The organism is Actinoplanes sp. NPDC051537 (assembly GCF_055586105.1).
On sequence record NZ_JBVJIU010000018.1, the window covers coordinates 88998 to 105783 of the forward strand.

The 16786-nt window shown below is 71.4% G+C and carries 21 protein-coding genes; 13 read left to right on the plus strand and 8 right to left on the minus strand.

The window, feature by feature from the left end:
• The first annotated feature begins 21 nt into the window (after window positions 1–21).
• Complete coding sequence (locus ACZ6TB_RS36835) at window positions 22–1611, plus strand: methyl-accepting chemotaxis protein (RefSeq protein WP_465562549.1); 1590 nt, start codon at window positions 22–24, stop codon at window positions 1609–1611.
• Here the strand turns inward: ACZ6TB_RS36835 and ACZ6TB_RS36840 are convergent.
• Window positions 1608–1961 carry a VOC family protein gene (locus tag ACZ6TB_RS36840; RefSeq protein WP_465562551.1) on the minus strand — a complete coding sequence of 118 codons (354 nt, stop codon included), beginning with the start codon at window positions 1959–1961 and terminating at the stop codon, window positions 1608–1610. The genes ACZ6TB_RS36835 and ACZ6TB_RS36840 overlap by 4 nt on opposite strands.
• A gap of 166 nt (window positions 1962–2127) precedes the next feature.
• Between ACZ6TB_RS36840 and ACZ6TB_RS36845 the strand changes: the two genes are divergently transcribed.
• From ACZ6TB_RS36845 to ACZ6TB_RS36865, 5 genes are all read left to right on the plus strand, one after another.
• Window positions 2128–2610, plus strand: a complete 483-nt coding sequence (locus ACZ6TB_RS36845) for a hypothetical protein (protein ID WP_465562553.1) — start codon at window positions 2128–2130, stop codon at window positions 2608–2610.
• Between the two features lie 141 nt (window positions 2611–2751).
• The gene (locus tag ACZ6TB_RS36850) at window positions 2752–3099 is read left to right on the plus strand and encodes a hypothetical protein (protein WP_433302048.1); all 348 of its coding nucleotides are present in this window, start codon (window positions 2752–2754) and stop codon (window positions 3097–3099) included.
• 17 nt (window positions 3100–3116) lie between these two features.
• Entirely contained in the window at window positions 3117–4157 is a 1041-nt protein-coding gene (locus tag ACZ6TB_RS36855; RefSeq protein WP_465562555.1) for a DUF4388 domain-containing protein, read from the plus strand.
• Between the two features lie 50 nt (window positions 4158–4207).
• Entirely contained in the window at window positions 4208–4696 is a 489-nt protein-coding gene (locus ACZ6TB_RS36860) for a roadblock/LC7 domain-containing protein (RefSeq protein ID WP_465562557.1), read from the plus strand.
• Between the two features lie 203 nt (window positions 4697–4899).
• Window positions 4900–5271, plus strand: coding sequence for a hypothetical protein (locus ACZ6TB_RS36865; RefSeq protein WP_433302043.1), 372 nt, complete (start codon window positions 4900–4902; stop codon window positions 5269–5271).
• Window positions 5272–5349: 78 nt separating this feature from the next.
• Here ACZ6TB_RS36865 and ACZ6TB_RS36870 read toward each other — a convergent pair whose 3' ends face one another.
• The 4 genes from ACZ6TB_RS36870 to ACZ6TB_RS36885 form a co-directional block, all read right to left on the minus strand.
• Window positions 5350–7026: an MFS transporter gene (locus ACZ6TB_RS36870; protein ID WP_465562914.1), complete on the minus strand. Its 1677-nt coding sequence runs from the start codon at window positions 7024–7026 to the stop codon at window positions 5350–5352.
• A gap of 84 nt (window positions 7027–7110) precedes the next feature.
• Window positions 7111–8253 (minus strand): DUF2786 domain-containing protein, encoded by a 1143-nt coding sequence (locus ACZ6TB_RS36875; protein WP_465562559.1) that lies wholly within the window; start codon window positions 8251–8253, stop codon window positions 7111–7113.
• A complete protein-coding gene (gene dusB, locus ACZ6TB_RS36880) occupies window positions 8250–9383 on the minus strand; it encodes a tRNA dihydrouridine synthase DusB (RefSeq protein WP_465562561.1) in 1134 nt (377 codons plus the stop codon). Before dusB ends, ACZ6TB_RS36875 begins: the two co-directional genes overlap by 4 nt.
• A 58-nt stretch (window positions 9384–9441) precedes the next feature.
• Complete coding sequence (locus tag ACZ6TB_RS36885; RefSeq protein ID WP_465562564.1) at window positions 9442–10134, minus strand: hypothetical protein; 693 nt, start codon at window positions 10132–10134, stop codon at window positions 9442–9444.
• Window positions 10135–10267: 133 nt separating this feature from the next.
• Here ACZ6TB_RS36885 and ACZ6TB_RS36890 point away from each other — a divergent pair, with 133 nt between their 5' ends.
• Window positions 10268–10720: an XdhC family protein gene (locus ACZ6TB_RS36890; RefSeq protein ID WP_465562567.1), complete on the plus strand. Its 453-nt coding sequence runs from the start codon at window positions 10268–10270 to the stop codon at window positions 10718–10720.
• Here the strand turns inward: ACZ6TB_RS36890 and ACZ6TB_RS36895 are convergent.
• The 3 genes from ACZ6TB_RS36895 to ACZ6TB_RS36905 form a co-directional block, all read right to left on the minus strand.
• Window positions 10717–12096: a glycine--tRNA ligase gene (locus tag ACZ6TB_RS36895; protein ID WP_465562569.1), complete on the minus strand. Its 1380-nt coding sequence runs from the start codon at window positions 12094–12096 to the stop codon at window positions 10717–10719. The genes ACZ6TB_RS36890 and ACZ6TB_RS36895 overlap by 4 nt on opposite strands.
• Before the next feature lie 68 nt (window positions 12097–12164).
• The gene (locus ACZ6TB_RS36900; RefSeq protein ID WP_465562571.1) at window positions 12165–12671 is read right to left on the minus strand and encodes a hypothetical protein; all 507 of its coding nucleotides are present in this window, start codon (window positions 12669–12671) and stop codon (window positions 12165–12167) included.
• Window positions 12672–12834: 163 nt separating this feature from the next.
• Window positions 12835–13176 (minus strand): antibiotic biosynthesis monooxygenase family protein, encoded by a 342-nt coding sequence (locus ACZ6TB_RS36905; RefSeq protein ID WP_465562573.1) that lies wholly within the window; start codon window positions 13174–13176, stop codon window positions 12835–12837.
• A 32-nt stretch (window positions 13177–13208) separates the two neighbouring features.
• On the opposite strand from ACZ6TB_RS36905, the gene ACZ6TB_RS36910 reads away from it, so the two are divergent.
• From ACZ6TB_RS36910 to ACZ6TB_RS36935, 6 genes are read left to right on the plus strand one after another with little or no spacing between them, the layout of a single operon-like run.
• Entirely contained in the window at window positions 13209–13466 is a 258-nt protein-coding gene (locus ACZ6TB_RS36910; protein WP_465562575.1) for a DUF6703 family protein, read from the plus strand.
• Window positions 13467–13520: 54 nt separating this feature from the next.
• Window positions 13521–14414 (plus strand): metal ABC transporter substrate-binding protein, encoded by an 894-nt coding sequence (locus tag ACZ6TB_RS36915; protein WP_465562578.1) that lies wholly within the window; start codon window positions 13521–13523, stop codon window positions 14412–14414.
• The gene (locus ACZ6TB_RS36920; RefSeq protein WP_465562581.1) at window positions 14411–15193 is read left to right on the plus strand and encodes a metal ABC transporter ATP-binding protein; all 783 of its coding nucleotides are present in this window, start codon (window positions 14411–14413) and stop codon (window positions 15191–15193) included. Before ACZ6TB_RS36915 ends, ACZ6TB_RS36920 begins: the two co-directional genes overlap by 4 nt.
• Window positions 15193–16062: a metal ABC transporter permease gene (locus ACZ6TB_RS36925; RefSeq protein ID WP_465562583.1), complete on the plus strand. Its 870-nt coding sequence runs from the start codon at window positions 15193–15195 to the stop codon at window positions 16060–16062. The genes ACZ6TB_RS36920 and ACZ6TB_RS36925 overlap by 1 nt, the downstream gene beginning before the upstream one ends.
• Window positions 16063–16074: 12 nt before the next feature.
• Window positions 16075–16374 carry an ArsR/SmtB family transcription factor gene (locus tag ACZ6TB_RS36930; RefSeq protein ID WP_020512692.1) on the plus strand — a complete coding sequence of 100 codons (300 nt, stop codon included), beginning with the start codon at window positions 16075–16077 and terminating at the stop codon, window positions 16372–16374.
• The gene (locus tag ACZ6TB_RS36935; RefSeq protein WP_465562587.1) at window positions 16371–16778 is read left to right on the plus strand and encodes a Fur family transcriptional regulator; all 408 of its coding nucleotides are present in this window, start codon (window positions 16371–16373) and stop codon (window positions 16776–16778) included. The genes ACZ6TB_RS36930 and ACZ6TB_RS36935 overlap by 4 nt, the downstream gene beginning before the upstream one ends.
• Window positions 16779–16786 lie beyond the last annotated feature (8 nt).

The window sequence follows — 16786 nt, forward strand, 5'->3', positions numbered from 1 at the left end:
CCCTGTGCCGATCTAGTAGCCGTGGAGTCCGATTCGCGAAGCGGCCGAGGCCTGACCATCGTCGCGCGCCTTTTGATCATGGGTGCGGCGGGGCTGCTGTCCGTCGCCCTGGTGGTGGGTTTCGCCATCTACAGCTCGTCGGTGCAGGCCGACGCCAGCCGGGAGATCGCCCGGGTGAGCAACGGGATGAGCGACCAGTGGAACGCCGACATGATGCACGACGCGCTGCGCGCGGACGTCATGTCGGCGCTGGACGCCACCACCGATGCGCAGCGCGAGGCGTACGGGGTCGCCGATGTGACCGATCACGCCACCACCATCCTGGAGATGTTCGACGCGGCCGCGGTTGAGGCGCCGGCCGCCCTCCAGGGCGAGTACGCGCAGGTGCGGCCCCGTCTGGTGGTCTACGCGGACACCGCGAAGGCGGTCGTCGAGACCGCCGCCACCGACCACGCCAAGGCCGCCGCCGACCTCGCGGGGTACCTGAAGATCTACTCGGAGCTGGAGGAGAAGCTCGGCGCGCTCGACGATCACATGCTGGCGGCGGTGGAGGCGGCCAGCCAGCAGGGTGTCGCGTCGGCCCGCAAGAGCAACTGGATCATCGCGATGGCCGGCCTGGTGGGTGCGCTGATCACGATCCTGGCCGGGTGGCAGACCCTGCGGGCGATCCGGCGGCCGCTGCGGGAGATGCTGTTCGGCCTGCGTGCGGTGGCGGGTTGCGATCTGACCGTACGGGTGCCGGTGCTGCACCGGGACGAGCTGGGTGAGATGGCCGGCGCCCTGAACAGCGCGATGGGTGCGCTCCGGGAAACGGTGTCGGCGACCGCCGTGCGCGTCGGCACGTTGACGACGGCGAGCGGCGATCTGCGGTCGCTCGCCGGCGACCTGGACGCGTCGGCCGAACGGACGTCGACCGAGGCCCGCAGCGCGGACGCCTCGGCCCGGCACGTGTCGGTGGCGGTGACCGACATGATGACCGCGACCGAGCAGCTGTCGGCGTCGATCCGGGAGATCTCCCGGCAGACGGCGTCGGCGTCGGTGACCACCGGCGAGGCGACCCGGAACGCGGCGGAGACGGCCCAGGCCGTGGCCCGGCTGAGCGAGGCGAGCCGGGAGGTCGGCGACATCGTGCAGCTGATCACCAACATCGCCGAGCAGACCAACCTGCTGGCGCTGAACGCGACGATCGAGGCGGCCCGGGCCGGCGAGATGGGTAAAGGTTTCGCGGTCGTGGCGACCGAGGTGAAGGACCTCGCGCAGGAGACGGCGCAGGCGACCGCGGACATCACCGCGAAGATCTCGGCGATCCAGGAGATGACCTCGGGCACCGCCGACGCGATCGCGGCGATCACCGGGGTGATCCAGCAGATCGACGACGGTCAGCGGACCATTGCCGCGGCGGTCGAGGAGCAGGCGGCCACCACCGACCTGATGACCCGCAACGTGCACGAGGTGTCGGCGGCGGCCGGGGAGATCAGCGGCACGGTCTCGAACATCACCCGATCGACGGAGGCGACGGCCGAGGGGGCGAACACCACCCGCGGCTCCGCCGAGCAGGTGAGCTCGGCGGCCGGCGAGATCGAGACGTTGGTGGCCCGCTTCCGGTACTAGACCTTTCGCGCCGAGAGCACGCAGAACTCGTTGCCCTCGGGGTCGGCGAGGACGACCCAGCTCACGTCGCCCTGGCCGATGTCGACGGGCCGGGCGCCCATGTCGACCAGGCGCTCGACCTCGGCCTCCTGGTCGTCCGGGCGCAGGTCGATGTGCAGCCGGTTCTTCACCGTCTTGGGCTCCGGGACCGGGGTGAACAGCAGGCCGGGCAGCTCGTCGGGCGCGCGCCGGATCTCGACCTCGTCCGGGGCCTCGTGCACGATCTCGTACTTGAGCGCCTCGGCCCACCATCGGGCCAGCCGGTGCGGGTCCTCCGCGTCCACGACGACCTGTTCCCAGCTGATCGGCATATGGCGCCCTCCTTATCGAAAAGTGACGATCATGTTACGCGCCTCCGCCGGGGGAACCTCGCACCGAACGGCGCACCGAGCGTGCGACGACACGTCTCGATGCCGATGAGGATGCGAGATGTGCCGGGACGGACGAGGTCCCGGCCATCCGTTCGGGGAGCGAGTCGTGACATCTGTGGCACCGGCCATCGGCGCCTTGCGGCGCCTGCTGAGCGAGTTGGGCGAGGACTGGCGGACCGGGGCGGTCGAGGTGGGTGGCCGGCCCGGCGGCGTGCTTTATCTGGTCGCGGGGCGCATCGCGTACGCGGAGACGCCCGCCACCCCGACGCTGGGTGAGCGGCTCGTGGTCTCGGGCCGGGTCAGCACCGAGGCGTGGGCGGCCGCCCGGGCCGAGGGACGCGGCGCCCGGGTGCTCGTGCGGGAGGGCCTGATCGGGCAGAACGAGCTCGCCCTGCGGCTGGTCGCGGCGATCGGCGACGCGACCCGGCTGTTGCTGCGGGCCGAGGGCGCGCCGGTGCGGTTCGTCCCCGGCGCCCGGCATTGGCTCGGTGGCGTGGTGCCGCACCGCGTACCCGGTCCTGATCTCTATCGACGCAGCGTGACCAATGCGCCGAGGCCGCGTCCCGGCCGCTCGCGCTCGGCGGTCTGAGGCTCCGGACCATGACGCACAGCGGGTGCGACTTCTCGCCGCAACGTCGCCGCAGGATGGCCCACGGTGACGGCGCGGGGAAGCCGTCCCGCGGAACAAGGGGAAAGCGTGCCCGGGGTCGATCACTGTTTGCAGGAGGCCATGGCGATTCCTGGCGCGGTCGGCGCCAGCATCGTCGACTACACCACCGGCTTCCCGGTCGCCACGACCGGAGCCGCACCGAACTCCGACCACGAGGCCGCCGCGGCCGGCACGGCGGACGTGGTCCAGGCCGCGACCAGCCGATCGCTGTTCGTCTCGGCCGTCCCGCACGACCTGCTCGAAGACCTGATCATCACGACCGCCGGGGGCTATCACCTGCTCCGCCTCGTGCAGACCGACTTCGACAGCCGGCTGGTCCTCTACGTCTGGCTCGACCGGGTGCAGGGGAACCTCGCGGTGGCCCGCCGCCGCATGCAGAAGCTCGCCGACGACCTCGTCGTCGTCTGACCTTTCCGGGAGAGACGTTGTCCACCTCGAAGACCGCCACGCCGGCGCGCCTGCTCTCGCAGGTCGCCGGGGAGCGGGAGACCGGCGCACTGGTGGTCGGCGGCCACCCGGGCGGCGCGGTCTACGTCCTCGAGGGGCGGGTGATCTACGCCGAGTCGCCGGCCGCGCCCGGCGTCGGCGAGCTGCTCACGTCGTCGGGCCGGTTGGCCGGGCGCACCTGGCAGGGCGCGCTCGACCAGGGCACGTCGACCGCCCGGGTCGGCCGGCTGCTGGTCGAGCAGGGCCATCTCACCCAGGGCGAGCTGGAGCTGTGCGTGCTGGGCGCGACCTACGACGCCGCCTACTTCGCGCTCGCGCCGGCCTCGGCCCCGGTCGAGTTCCTGGCCGGCGCGACGCACTGGCTGGGACCGGTCGTGCACGTCGACCCGGCCGCGGTCGCCCGGGAGGTGCGCCGCCGGGTGCGGCTGCTCGACGAGATCTTCCCGGACGCGCGGGTGGACACGGCCGCGGTCACGCCGGTCCCCCGCCCGCCGCGGGAACGGCTCACGCTGACCGCGCCGCAGTGGGAGCTGCTGGTGCACGCCGACGGCCAGCGGACCCCGGCCGACCTCGCGCTGCTGCTCGGCCGGGCCGGCTACGCGACCATTCAGGAACTGCGCCGGCTCGCGGCGGCGGGGCTCCTGGATCTTCCGGACGTACGCGTGGAGAGCCCCGAGTTCGTCCGGCTCCCGCGGGCCCGGGGCACGGCGGTCCCGTCGCGGCGCCCGGTGGTCACGCCGGACGACTCGCCGACCGTCCCGGTCATCCCCGCGCCCGCCCCGGCTCCGGCCCCGGCTTCAGTTCCGGCTCCGGCCCCCGTTCCGGCCCCGGCTCCCGTGCCCGCGGCCCCGGACGAGACCGGCGCCAACGGGACGGTCTACCGGCCGCCGCGGCTGGCCCGCCGGAAACCCGGGGCCAAGCTGCCGAAAGAGGTCGCCGGCGAGACCCCACCGGTCCATCCCGGCACCGACGAAGTGCTTCTCAAACGCATCCGTACCGCACTGAGGGCCCTGCGGTGACGCGCGCGCCCCCGACCCTCCGACCCTCCGACGAGAAAGCGAGACCGAGGATGACGGTGGACCCGGCGGTGCTCGAGGAGCTCGACCGCCTGCGGGGCCGGGTGCCGGAGCTGTCCGGCAGCGTGCTCGCCACCACCGACGGGCTGGTGGTCGCGCACGACGCGCACGGCATCGAGCCGGACGGGCTCGCCGCGCTGGCCGCCGCCCACCTGGCGCTGGCTCGCCGGTTCGCCCACGCGGTGAACCACGGCGAGCTGCGGGAGTCGGTCGTCGAGTGCGACCGGGGCTACATCACCACCTACACCGCCGGCCCGAACGCGCTGCTCACCCTCGTCACGTCGGGCGACGCGAACCTGGCGATGGTCCACCTCGAGGCGCGGCGATGCGTACGCCGGCTCGTGAAGATCCTCGCCATCGGGGCGAAGCCGCAGGCCCGCCCCGAGATTCCCACGCAGGCCGGCCCGGCCGCGCCGCTGGCACGGCGCACGCCGATGGCCACTCTGCCCAACAACGCCCGCCGCCGGCAGGCGGCGGGGTGAGCGACCGGCGCATCCCATGTGCCGGGCCACCGGCTCACTCACCCGAGCTAGCGGCACCCGCCGCATGCCGGGGAAACGCGGCTCCCGCCGCCCCGGCGCGACGCTTCCGGGCGTCACGAAGGAGAACAGCGGCACCCGCCGCGAATCAACCGGTACCGCCGGCAAGCGGCGGACCGCCATCCCACGCATACGGAGGACCATCCATGGGTGACATGGACACCGCACTCAAGGAAATCATGGAGATCGACGGCGCGATCGGCGTCGCCCTCGTGGACCACACGAGCGGCATGGCGCTGGGCACCGTGGGCGGCGGCAAGGAGCTCGACCTGACGGTCGCCGCGGCCGGCAACACGGACGTGGTCCGGGCCAAGCTGCGGGCGATGGAGATGCTCAACATCTCCGAGAAGATCGAGGACATCCTCATCACGCTCGACACGCAGTACCACATGATCCGCCCGCTCACGAGCCGCTCGGGCAAGGGCCTGTTCCTCTACCTGGCCCTGCGCCGCGACCGGGCCAACCTGGCCATGTCCCGGCACCAGCTACGCCGCATCGAGAACGACCTCGACGTCTGACCCGGCCGGCGTTTCCATGCCCGCTCCCGGCGGGGAGGGCCGCACCGCCCTCCCCGCCCGCAGGCGCCGAGTGCCCGTTCAGTAGGGCTGGGGGTTCTTGTGGCCGCCGAAGGTCTCCAGGAGGATCTCGCGCTCGCCGTCGGTCAGGTTGGTCTCGACCAGGCGGCTGTGCTCGCCCATGCCGTGGAAACGCTCACCCAGGCGGTCGAGGTTGCCGGCGTCGGTGACCAGGAACAGGGCCGACGTGCCCTCGGTGATCTCGGTGCGGATCTTCTCCAGCTGTTCCTTGGTGATGCCGGAGTCCTCGGTGGCCTTGGAGAGGGCGCCGATCGCGGCGCCGGCTACGCCGCCGATGACGGGGATCAGGAAGAGGGTGCCGGCCACGATGCCCCACAGCGCGCCCCACCCGGCGCCACGCCGGACGCTGTCGCGGCTGTGGTGCACCCGTTGCGGCTCGGCGGCGCCCTTCGGCCAGGTGATCACCGCGTGGTCGAGTACCTTGACCAGACCCTCGCCCTGCGCGTCCTTGAGCACATCGGCGGCATGCTGCGCGCCATCGGGGTTATCGAACTTCCACACCGTAAACGTCGTCATGTCGCGCTCCTGAGAGAGACTCCGGACGGAGGACTGACGCCCATCGTCGGACGCGCGGCGGGCGCCTCCCTCATCCCGGGCGGACGAAATCATGCCGACGAATCGACCTCGGACGATCTCGAGCAGGGCGGTCAGCGCGATCGGGAGCGCGGCCAGGGCGAACACCACCGGCAACGGAAGCGGCAACGCGAACCCGGCGAAGAGCAGCACGGCGAACACCTCGGCCGCGAAGCCGCTCACCGACAGGACCGTGCTGCGGGCCGACCCGGTGATCTCCTCCTGGAGCCGGGTCTCGGACCGGATCATCGCGTACTGCAACAGCCCGAACGCCGCGGCCACCGGAACCATCCCGACCAGGTGCGGCATCAGCGCGCCGCCGGCCAGCAGCACCGCGGCGGCGGCGATCACACCGGGAAGACCCGTGGCGTAGCGTCCGGCGAGCGCGCTTCCCGCGGCCATCGCCAGGGCGGTCAGACCGAACAGCAGGGGTACGGCGGACGTGGCCGCCCCCTTCTCGCGGGCGAGCAGAGGCAGGTACTCGTCGAGCGCGCTGAACCCGGGCAGCAGCGCGGCGACCAGGACGGCGAGGACCATGCGCCGGCCGCGGACGGACTCGCGCAGGCCGGAGCGCAGCAACGAGAAGTAGCTCTCCTCGGCAGCTTCCTCACCCGTACCGCGGGAATCGGGAAGTCGCAGCGCGAGCAGCGCACCCAGCGTGACCACCGCGATGCTCGCGATCCCGACCAGACGGTAACCGCCCAGGGTGTAGGCCGGCGTCGCGAGCAGCGTGGCCGCGAGCATGGCGAGAATGCCCACGGTGCCCGCACGACCCATGATCTTCGCGTACGCCGCGGGCGCCCCGACCTGGTCGTAGACCAGCGCCTCGAGCGTGCCCGACGCCATCGCGCCGCCCAGTCCCCACAGGACGAAGCCGAGCGCGAAGCCCGGGAAGGCCGGCCAGATCAGCCACAGCGCGTAGCCGGCGGCGGTGAGCAGCTCACCGATCGCGTAGAGGCCGCGGCGGGACCAGGCGTCGGCCAGCGCGCCGGACGGCACCTCGAACGCGAAGGCGACCACCGACCAGATCGCGAACAGCGTCGAGATCTCGCTGGTGGACAGCCCGGCGTCGGCGAACAGCAGCGCGTAGACCGGGTAGAGCAGGACTCCGTCGGCGCAGGCGCGGACGGCGTAGAGAAGTCGTGATCAACGTCAAGCCGGATGCATGCCCTCATCCTGCCCCGGCCGTCAACCCAGATTCGCCTCGTCGGCCGCGGCGCGACCGGACTCCCATCCCTCGAGGCTGTCCACACGACTTCCGCGGGCTCGCACCGTACGGGGAAATGCTTTGGTCACCGCGTCCCGGACCCGCAGCTCGCGGCCGCGCAGGACCGGCAGCAGATCGGGTTGGTCGTGCTGGGCGATCTCGCGGCGGGTGGCCTCGGCGAGACGTTCGCCGATGCGATGGGCGTACGCGACGAGGAAGCTCCGCCGGAAGGCCTTGATCCGCGCCTTGCCCTTCGCCGGCTCGTCCCTGGCCATCGCCCGGTTGGCCTGCACCAGCAGCGACGTGTAGAGCAGCTCGACGCCGTCGATGTCGGCGTCGAAGCCGAAGATCGTCGAGAAGGCCAGCTCCGGCGACCAGACGGTGTGGCAGTGGTTGGCCCGCGCCACCGCGTCGAGCAGGCTCGCCTTCTCACTCTCGTAGGGGTGGTCGACGCCGATCCGGCGGGCCAGCGGGGTCTCGCCCGGCTCGGCCGTCAGCACCTCCTCGATGCTGTGGCGGGCGATGAGTTCCTGGGCCTTGGCCGAGAACGCCTCGGCCTCGGCCGGGAAGTCGGTCGCCTCGGCCTTGGCGAGCAGCGCCCGCACCCGTTCCAGGACCCGGTTCTCGGCGCCCCGCAGCCGTTTCACCGGTTTCGCACCGGGCGGCGGGACGAGGGTCTCGATGCGCGGGAGTTTGCGCAGCTCTTGAAGGAGGCTCAGATGCGCGTCGAGCTGCTTGAAGCGGTCGGCGGCCCCGGCTCCCCCGCCGCCCCGGCCCGCGTTACCGTCCCGGCGCGCGCTGCCGCCCCGGCCTGCGCCGCCTCCACCGCCGCCGGCCAGATCGTCGGCTTGCGCTTTCCAGCGCGGGTCGATGTCAGAAAATTTCGGCACATAGCGGTGCGTGGCCTCGGCGATCGCGCGCGCTTGGAGCGGATCGCCGAGCCGGGCCACCACGCGGTGCAGCTCGGCGGGCTGCCAGCCGGCCTGGAACAGCCGGTCGACGGCCACGTCGAGGGCGCTCCGCAGGGCCGCGTCGACCTCCTGCGCCGGCGCGACGGTCAGCCTGTCGAGCCCGTCCTCGTAACGGAGAGTTCCGTCCAGCACCTCACGGATCGTGCTGGTCATCCGCCCGACTCGTCGGTCTCGGCGCCGACCGGCACCGTGTCGTCGTCGCGGCTGTCGAGCCAGCCGTACGGCAGCGAGACCTTGCCCGGCGCGTTGACCCGTCCCCGCGGCTGGCCCAGGGCGTCGACCGGGAACGGCACCGAGGGGTCGAGCTTTTCGAGCAGGTCGTCGAGCTCGGCCAGCGACGAGATCATCGCGAGGCTGCGGCGCAGGTCACCGCCGACCGGGAAGCCCTTGAGGTACCACGCGACGTGCTTGCGGAAGTCGGCGCACCCGTGCTTCTCGTCGCCGAGCGCGTCGACCAGCAGCTCGGCGTGCCGGGACATGATCTTCGCGACCTCGCCGAGGGCCGGCAGCACCGGGCGGTAGCTCGCACCCTGGGTGAACGCGGCCTCGAGGTCGGCGAACAGCCACGGCCGGCCCAGGCAGCCGCGGCCGACCACGACCCCGTCCACGCCGGTGTGCTCGACCATGCGCAGCGCGTCGGAGCCCTCCCAGATGTCGCCGTTGCCGAGCACGGGCACGTCGAGCGCCCGCTTGAGGGTGGCGATCGCGTCCCAGTCGGCCTTACCCGAGTAGCGCTGCTCGGCGGTGCGCGCGTGCAGGGCGACCGCGGCCACGCCCGCCTCCTGCGCGATCAGACCGGCTTCGACGTACGTGAGATGGTCGTCGTCGATGCCCTTGCGCATCTTGATCGTGACCGGAATGCCGAAGGGCCGAGCCGCCTCGACGGCCTGAGCCACGATCCGCCCGAACAACCGCCGGCGCCAGGGCAGAGCCGACCCCCCGCCGCGCCGCGTCACCTTGGGCACCGGGCAGCCGAAGTTGAGGTCGATGTGATCGGCCAGCCCGTCCTCGCCGACCATGCGCACGGCCCGGGCCGTCACGTCCGGATCGACCCCGTAGAGCTGAAGGCTGCGAAAGTCTTCGTCCTCGGCAAACGCGATCATCTTGAGCGTCTTGGGGATCCGCTCGACCAGCGCCCGCGTCGTGATCATCTCGCACACGTAGACGCCGCCGCCTTGCTCGCGGCAGAGCCGCCGAAACGCCACGTTGGTGATCCCCGCCATCGGAGCCAACACAACAGGCGGCTTGACGGCGTGGTTTCCGAGCACGAGCGGCAGTGTCACCCCTCAAGGGTGCCATGTCGCATGCCTAGCCCCAAATCCACGGCCGTGGTACTCTCCCCTACGAAAACCCCGGTCGCCTCTGCTTCGGCATGCCGCCGGGGTTATTGATTTTCCCGGGCCTCTTTCCGAGCGCCACCGCCGTGCGGCCGTGCCGCTCGATCCACGCCCGGCCGATCGGGCAGATCCAACGGGCGACCGTCAGCGCGGTGGCATGAATGTCGGCGATGGGCCGGGTGAACATCGCCTCGTGATGCGCCAGCCGATTGCGCGAAACCTGCAACGTCTGCACGGCATCACGAACCACGCGCCGGGACCGGCCGGGGAAGACCTGATAAAGACTCGTCCGCCAGAGCGTGCGGTCGTAGTGGTTGGCGAGCAGGAACCGCCAGAATCCCAGACTCAGCTCCGCCACTACATGACCGGGAGTCTCGCCGTGCGAGGCCGCGCGCTGCCGAGCGATGCGGATCACTTCACCGAGACGCGGTTGGAAGACCTGGCCGGCATCGAGATACCACCTCGGCTCGGCGAAACGCCGGGTCGACCATTCCGTCAGGTTCTCGTGGATCGCGTTGCGCAGAACGACCTCCACGTGCCCGATCGTCGTGGCCAGCGCCGCCGAGACCTCCGCGTTCCAGACGTAGAGGTCGAGAGCCGCGGCCGGATCGCCGCCGGTGGCAGCGACGTAAGGGCTCAGCCTCTCGGGTGACAACCTGCGGGTCACCACTGCAATTTCGGCCAAATCGATGGACATCGTCCGGACTCCTCCCCCGTCGTGATCGGCCTATCCTAGTCCCATGACAACTCGTCACGCAGCAATCATCGGGCGCGTCCGTCACGGATCTGGCACAGTCGGGGGCATGGGTGACGACGGGGCTCGGCGGCTGGTGGTGGTGTTCGAGTCGCCGGTGGCGGAGGCCCTTCTGCGGCTCGCCGTCGAGGTGGGGTTTCAGTCGGTGCTCGTCGAGCCGGATCAGACACGGCTGCAAGGGACTCCGCGGCCGCACGGCGACCTCTTCGTGCACGATCTCGCGGCGGCGCACCTGGACGAGACGACCGACGTCGTGCTCAGCGATCACCATCGGGCTGAGATCGGCGAGGTGCTGCGGGAAGCACTGGCCGCAAAGACGCGGTGGATCGGGATTCTCGGGAAGCCGACGATCGAGGGGCCGCACGTCGGGATGCTGCGCGACCTCGGGGTGCCGGACGATCAGATCGCGCGGGTGCACCGGCCGATCGGGCTCAACATCGGGGCGAAGACCCCGGCCGAGATCGCTGTCGCGACCCTGGCCGGGCTCATCGCGGACCGTAACGACAGGCCTGGCGGCCTGGAGTTCTAGCAGCCCGGAAGCCGCTTGAGCAGGTAGTCCTCGACCTGCGACAGCGCGACCCGCTCCTGCTTCATCGTGTCGCGGTCGCGGATCGTCACCGCGTCGTCGGTGAGGGTGTCGAAGTCGACCGTGACGCAGAACGGCGTGCCGATCTCGTCCTGCCGGCGGTAGCGCCGGCCGATCGCCTGCGAGTCGTCGAACTCGACGATCCAGCGCTTGCGCAGCGTGTCGGCCAGGCCGCGGGCCTTGGGCGACAGGTCGGGGTTGCGCGACAGCGGCAGCACGGCCACCTTGATCGGCGCCAGGCGGGGGTCGAAGCGCATCACGGTGCGCTTGTCGACGCCGCCCTTGGTGTTGGGCGCCTCGTCCTCGTCGTACGCCTCGAGGAGGAACGCCAGCACGGCACGGGTCAGGCCGGCGGCCGGCTCGATCACGTACGGGACCCAGCGTTCCTGCTTTTCCTGGTCGAAGTACGAGAGGTCGACCCCGGAGTGCTTGGAATGCGTCGACAGGTCGAAGTCGGTCCGGTTGGCGATGCCCTCGAGCTCGGCGAACTCGGTGCCGCCGAACTGGAAGCGGTACTCGATGTCGACGGTCCGCTTCGAGTAGTGCGAGAGCTTCTCCTTGGGGTGCTCGAAGAACCGCAGGTTCGACTCGGAGAGGCCGAGATCGCGGTACCAGTTCCAGCGCTGCGACAGCCAGTACTCGTGCCACTGCTCGTCCGACCCGGGCTCGACGAAGAACTCCATCTCCATCTGCTCGAACTCGCGCGTCCGGAAGATGAAGTTGCCCGGCGTGATCTCGTTGCGGAAGCTCTTGCCGACCTGGGCGATGCCGAACGGCGGCTTCTTGCGGGCCGCGGTGGCCACGTTGTTGTAGTTGACGAAGATGCCCTGGGCGGTCTCGGGCCGCAGGTAGTGCAGGCCCTCGGCGCTCTCGGTCGGGCCGAGGTAGGTCTTCATCAGGCCGTTGAACATCTTCGGCTCGGTGAACGTGCCCTTGTTGCCGCAGTTCGGGCAGTTGATCTCCTGCAGCGAGGACGGGAGCGAGCCGTGCTTGGCCTCCCACGCCTCCTCGAGGTGATCGGCGCGGAACCGCTTGTGGCAGGACTGGCACTCGGTCAGCGGGTCGACGAACGCGTCGAGGTGACCGGAGGCGGCCCACACGTCACGGGCCAGGATGACGGCGGAGTCGAGGCCGACGATGTCGTCACGCTGCTGCACCATCGTGCGCCACCACTGGCGGCGGACGTTCTCCTTCAGCTCCACGCCCAGCGGACCGTAGTCCCAGGCCGAGCGGGTTCCTCCGTAGATCTCGCTGGAGGGGAAGACGAAGCCACGGCGCTTGGCCAGGCTGACGACGGAGTCGATACGGTCGGCGGGCATGTTCCTCCTACGCCGGCTGGGTGTCGGCGGGGACTGCGAGTGCGAATGGATCGGGACAAACAGCGAGATTACTCTCCGAGCTCACACACCTCGAACGCGCCCGTGTCGTTGTCCACGCCCAGGTAGGCCTCGAGCTTCGCGCTGTCGCCGTTGTCATAGACGGCGTCGACCGGCACCGACCAGCTGACCAGATCGAACTTCCCCATCGTGTACGTCCGGATGGCCGGCTCCGAGGTGACCTTGGTGCGGAAGGCCGCCGGGCTCTCACCCTGTTGCGTCTCGTCGCAGAGCATCCCGTAGGCCGCGTCGTACCGCCCGTCGCGCAGCGCGTTGAGGTAGCCGCCCACCGCCGCGTGCGCCTTCTCCTGGTACGACCCCTGGCTGGACAGGGCGATGCCGATGATCGCGGCCAGGCCGCCGCCGCAGACCAGCACGATGACGCCGGCCGCGATGCCGATGCTGAGCCCGATGCGCTTGCCCTTGCCCTCGACCGGCGGCGCCGGGAACGGCGGGTAGACCCCGGGCCCCGGCGGCGGGGCGGGCGGCTCCTCCGGCACCGGAAAGGACTCCGGCACGGGCGGTGGCGGAAAAGCGGAAGCAGGCGGAAAGGCGGGAGGTGGCGGGTATGCCGGCGGCGAAGACGGCGGGGCGAAAGCCGGCTGCGGGTACGACGGATAGCCGGTGCCCGGCTGCGGCACGGGAACGTGAGGCTCCGTCGTCATAGGGCCAGATTAGCCGTCAGCGCCAGGGCTCGGCCGCCCGGTCGCTGGCCGTCACGACCACCTCGCCCCCGGGCGCCGCGCTCGCCAGCGTCTCGAACGCCGACGGCTCGTCCACCGACTCGGAGAGCAGCGGCGTCGCGTGCACCTTGACGTCGAACCCGCCCAGCGCCCGCCGGTAGGCTCCCACCGACTCCCACTCGGTCACGAGGGTCCAGTGGGTGGGGTCGTCGAGCGCGCGGGTGAGCCGGCCGGAGAGATAGCCGGGCCGTTCGGCCAGGGCGGTGAGGGCGGCGTGCGCCCGGAGCACGAAGCCGTCCTGCGTGTCCGGCTGGACCATGAAGCGGTTGAGCACGAGCATGCGACGAGCGTACGCAGATGCGAGGAGGCGACATGGTGGCACCGTCCGAGAACCTGCTGCGCCGGCTGGCCCGAGTGAGCCCGACCACGGCCTTCATCGTGGCACTGGCGCTGATGCTGGCCGGTCTCTTCCTGCCCGGGATCGTCGGCGCGGCCCTGCTCTTCCTGCTGGCCGCCGGCCTGGCCGCGCTGACCTTCACCACCTGGCCGGTGCAGCCCCCGTCGACCCGGGCCTTGCGCGTGGTGATGCTCGTTCTCCTCCTCGCAGGTGTTGTCGCGAAGGCGATGTAGCAACGACTCATGCGCTTTTGACAATCATTATCATTGTCGGCGACAGTGGGTGGTATGCCCCGCGCCCTGCTTGCCGTGCTCCTGACGCTCGCCGTCGCCGCCGGCTGCGCGGGCCGGGCCGCCGCCGGGGGGTTCACAGGCGGGAAGCTCAACGTCGTCACGGCGTTCTACCCGTTGCAGTTCCTCAGCGAGCGGATCGGGGGCGACCAGGTGACCGTCACGAACCTCACCAAGCCCGGCGCCGAGCCGCACGACGTCGAGCTCAACCCGCGCCAGGTCGCCCAGGTGGCGGACGCCGGTCTCGCGGTCTATCTCAAGGGCTTCCAGCCGGCCGTCGACGCCGCCGTCGGGCAGGAGGCGAAGGGCCGTTCGTTCGACGTGGCGACCGTGGTCGAGCTCATGCCGTTCAACCCGGACAGCGACGAGAGCGGCCTCGACCCGCACGTCTGGCTCGACCCGGTCCGGTTCGCCACCATCGCCGGGGCTCTCGGCGATCGCCTGGCGCAGGCCGATCCGGCACACGCGGCCGACTACCGGACCCGGGCGCACGAACTTCAAGGTCAACTTCAAGGGCTGGATGACGCGTACGCGAAGAGCCTCCGCAGTTGCGAGCGCCGCGAGCTCGTCACCAGTCACGAGGCGTTCGGTTATCTCGCCGCCCGCTACGGGATGACCCAGATCGGCATCACCGGCATCTCGCCCGAGGCCGAGCCCTCCCCGCGCCGCCTCGGCCAGGTCGCGGCGGAGGCCCGCCGCACCGGTACCACCACGATCTTCTTCGAGACGCTGGTCAGTCCCAAGGTCGCGAACACGATCGCGCGCGAGGTCGGCGCCCGCACCGCCGTGCTCGACCCGCTCGAGGGCCTGACCGACCGGGACGCCGACTATTTCACCGTCATGCGCGCCAACCTGGCCGCGCTCACCACGGCATTGGGGTGCACCTCATGAGCGTCGTCGACGTACGCCATCTCGCGGTCGGTTACGACGGCCGGGAGATCCTGCACGACGTCTCGCTCGCGGTCACCGGCGGCGAGGTCGTCGCCATCCTCGGCGCCAACGGCTCCGGCAAGTCGACGCTGATCCGCACGATCCTCGGGCTCGTTCCGGCCGCCCGCGGCGACATCGACCTGTTCGGCACCGCGCAGCGGAAGTTCCGGGACTGGGCCCGGGTCGGCTACGTGCCGCAGCGGCTCGGCGCCGGCAGCGGGGTGCCGGCCACGGTCGGCGAGGTGGTCGCCTCCGGCCGGCTGGCCCGCCGCGGCATCTTCCGCCCGTCCGGCGCCGCCGACAAGACCGCGGTCCGCGAGGCGCTCACCGACGTGGGCCTGCTCGACCGCATCGGCGACCCGGTCTCGACGCTCTCCGGCGGCCAGCAGCAGCGCACGCTGATCGCCCGGGCGCTGGCCGGCCATCCCGACCTGCTGGTGCTCGACGAGCCGACGGCCGGCGTGGACGCGGCCAGCCAGGAGGCGTTCGCCCAGGCGCTGGGCCGGTTCGCGGCGGCCGGCGGCACGATCCTGCTGGTGGCGCACGAGCTCGGCCCGCTGCGGCCGCTGATCGACCGGGCCGTCGTGGTGCACGAGGGCCGGATCGCGCACGAGGGCCCGCCGCCGGAGCCGGCCGGTCACCACGCCGACCCCGACCACGACCACGTGCACCCGCACGCCGTCCTCGAGCAGGCCGGCATCTGCGAGTGGGCCCCGACCGATCGCATGACCGCCAACTGATGGACCTTTTCGCGTACGACTTCATGATCCGCGCGTTGATCGGCGCGTTGGTGATCGGCCTGGCCGCCCCCGCGCTCGGCATCTACCTCGTGCAGCGGCGCCTGTCGCTGATTGGCGACGGGATCGGTCACGTGGCGCTGACCGGCGTCGGCGTCGGCCTGCTGCTGCACCACTCCCCGGTGATCAGCGCGGTGATCGTCTCGGCGGCGGGCGCGGTCGGCATCGAGCTGATCCGGCAGCGCGGGCGCACCTCCGGCGACCTCGCCCTGGCGCTGCTGTTCTACGGCGGCATCGCGGGCGGCGTGGTGCTGGTCGGGCTCTCCGACGACAGCAGCAACGCGAACCTGATGCAGTACCTGTTCGGCTCGCTGATCACGACCTCGCCGCAGGACCTCGTGGTGATCATCGTGCTCGGCGTCGCGGTGCTGGTGGCGATGACCGTGTTCCGACCGGCGCTGTTCGCGGTCTGCAACGACGAGGAGTACGCGCGGGTCAGCGGCCTGCCGGTGCGCACCCTCAACCTGCTCATGGCGATCACCACCGCGGTCACGGTCACGATTGCCATGCGTACGGTCGGCTTGCTCCTGGTCTCCGCCCTGATGGTCGTGCCGGTCGCCGCCGCCCAGCAGGTCACCCACGGTTTCCGCACCACCATGGGACTCGCCATGGTGATCGGCCTCGGCGCCGCCGGCGCCGGCGTGGCCGTCTCCGCCGAGATCGACACCGCGCCCGGCGCCACCACGGTCATCCTCGCCCTCGGCGCCTTCGTGGCGATCTCGGTCGGCGGCGGGGTCCTCCGGGCGCTGCGCCGGCGCGCCCACCAGCCAGGGGAGGTGGAGCCACCCGATGTCGTCCTCGCCTCGCGATAGGTTGGCACCAGCATGACGACGACGGGCTACGAGGCGTACGAGTCGGCCGGGGAGCTGCTGCGTGCCCTCTCCGCGCCGATCCGCGTCGCGATCGTCGCCGAGCTCGGCGTGGGAGAGCGCTGCGTGCACGAGCTCGTGGAGAAACTGGGCGCGCCCCAGCCCCTGGTGTCCCAGCATCTGCGGGTGCTGCGCGGCGCCGGCGTGGTGCGCGGCGCCCGGCGCGGACGCGAGATCGCCTACTCCCTGGTGGACGATCACGTCGCGCACATCGTCGCCGACGCCGTCAGCCATGCGAGGGAGGTCCGATCGTGAACGCCGCCGACTCGACCGCGCAGCGCAACACGAAGCAGCGCAGCGCGGTGAGCGCCGTGCTCAACGACGTCGAGGGCTTCAACAGCGCCCAGGATCTGCACGCGAAGCTGCGCGAGCGGGGCGAGCGGGTCGGCCTCACCACGGTCTACCGCACGCTGCAGGGCCTCGCCGACGCCGGCGAGATCGACGTGATGCGGCCGCCCGGCGGCGAGCACCTCTACCGCCGGTGCAGCCAGGGCCACCATCACCACCTGGTGTGCCGCTCGTGCGGCCGGGCGGTCGAGGTCGAGGGCCCGGCGGTCGAGTCGTGGGCCGACCGGGTGGCCGACCAGCACGGCTTCGTCGACGTGTCGCACACGATGGAGATCTTCGGAACCTGCCCGGAGTGCGCGGCCAAGCGATAGCACCAGCC

Bases quoted from the DNA above. Each gene is read 5' to 3' on its own strand.
- ACZ6TB_RS36915 (WP_465562578.1), top strand. From the start codon at position 13,521: ATGCCCCGCGCCCTGCTTGCCGTGCTCCTGACGCTCGCCGTCGCCGCC.
- ACZ6TB_RS36875 (WP_465562559.1), bottom strand. From the start codon at position 8,253: ATGACCAGCACGATCCGTGAGGTGCTGGACGGAACTCTCCGTTACGAG.
- ACZ6TB_RS36905 (WP_465562573.1), bottom strand. From the start codon at position 13,176: ATGCTCGTGCTCAACCGCTTCATGGTCCAGCCGGACACGCAGGACGGC.
- ACZ6TB_RS36920 (WP_465562581.1), top strand. From the start codon at position 14,411: ATGAGCGTCGTCGACGTACGCCATCTCGCGGTCGGTTACGACGGCCGG.
- ACZ6TB_RS36910 (WP_465562575.1), top strand. From the start codon at position 13,209: ATGGTGGCACCGTCCGAGAACCTGCTGCGCCGGCTGGCCCGAGTGAGC.
- ACZ6TB_RS36840 (WP_465562551.1), bottom strand. From the start codon at position 1,961: ATGCCGATCAGCTGGGAACAGGTCGTCGTGGACGCGGAGGACCCGCAC.
- ACZ6TB_RS36850 (WP_433302048.1), top strand. From the start codon at position 2,752: ATGGCGATTCCTGGCGCGGTCGGCGCCAGCATCGTCGACTACACCACC.
- ACZ6TB_RS36860 (WP_465562557.1), top strand. From the start codon at position 4,208: ATGACGGTGGACCCGGCGGTGCTCGAGGAGCTCGACCGCCTGCGGGGC.
- ACZ6TB_RS36885 (WP_465562564.1), bottom strand. From the start codon at position 10,134: ATGTCCATCGATTTGGCCGAAATTGCAGTGGTGACCCGCAGGTTGTCA.
- ACZ6TB_RS36865 (WP_433302043.1), top strand. From the start codon at position 4,900: ATGGGTGACATGGACACCGCACTCAAGGAAATCATGGAGATCGACGGC.
- ACZ6TB_RS36895 (WP_465562569.1), bottom strand. From the start codon at position 12,096: ATGCCCGCCGACCGTATCGACTCCGTCGTCAGCCTGGCCAAGCGCCGT.
- ACZ6TB_RS36925 (WP_465562583.1), top strand. From the start codon at position 15,193: ATGGACCTTTTCGCGTACGACTTCATGATCCGCGCGTTGATCGGCGCG.
- ACZ6TB_RS36930 (WP_020512692.1), top strand. From the start codon at position 16,075: ATGACGACGACGGGCTACGAGGCGTACGAGTCGGCCGGGGAGCTGCTG.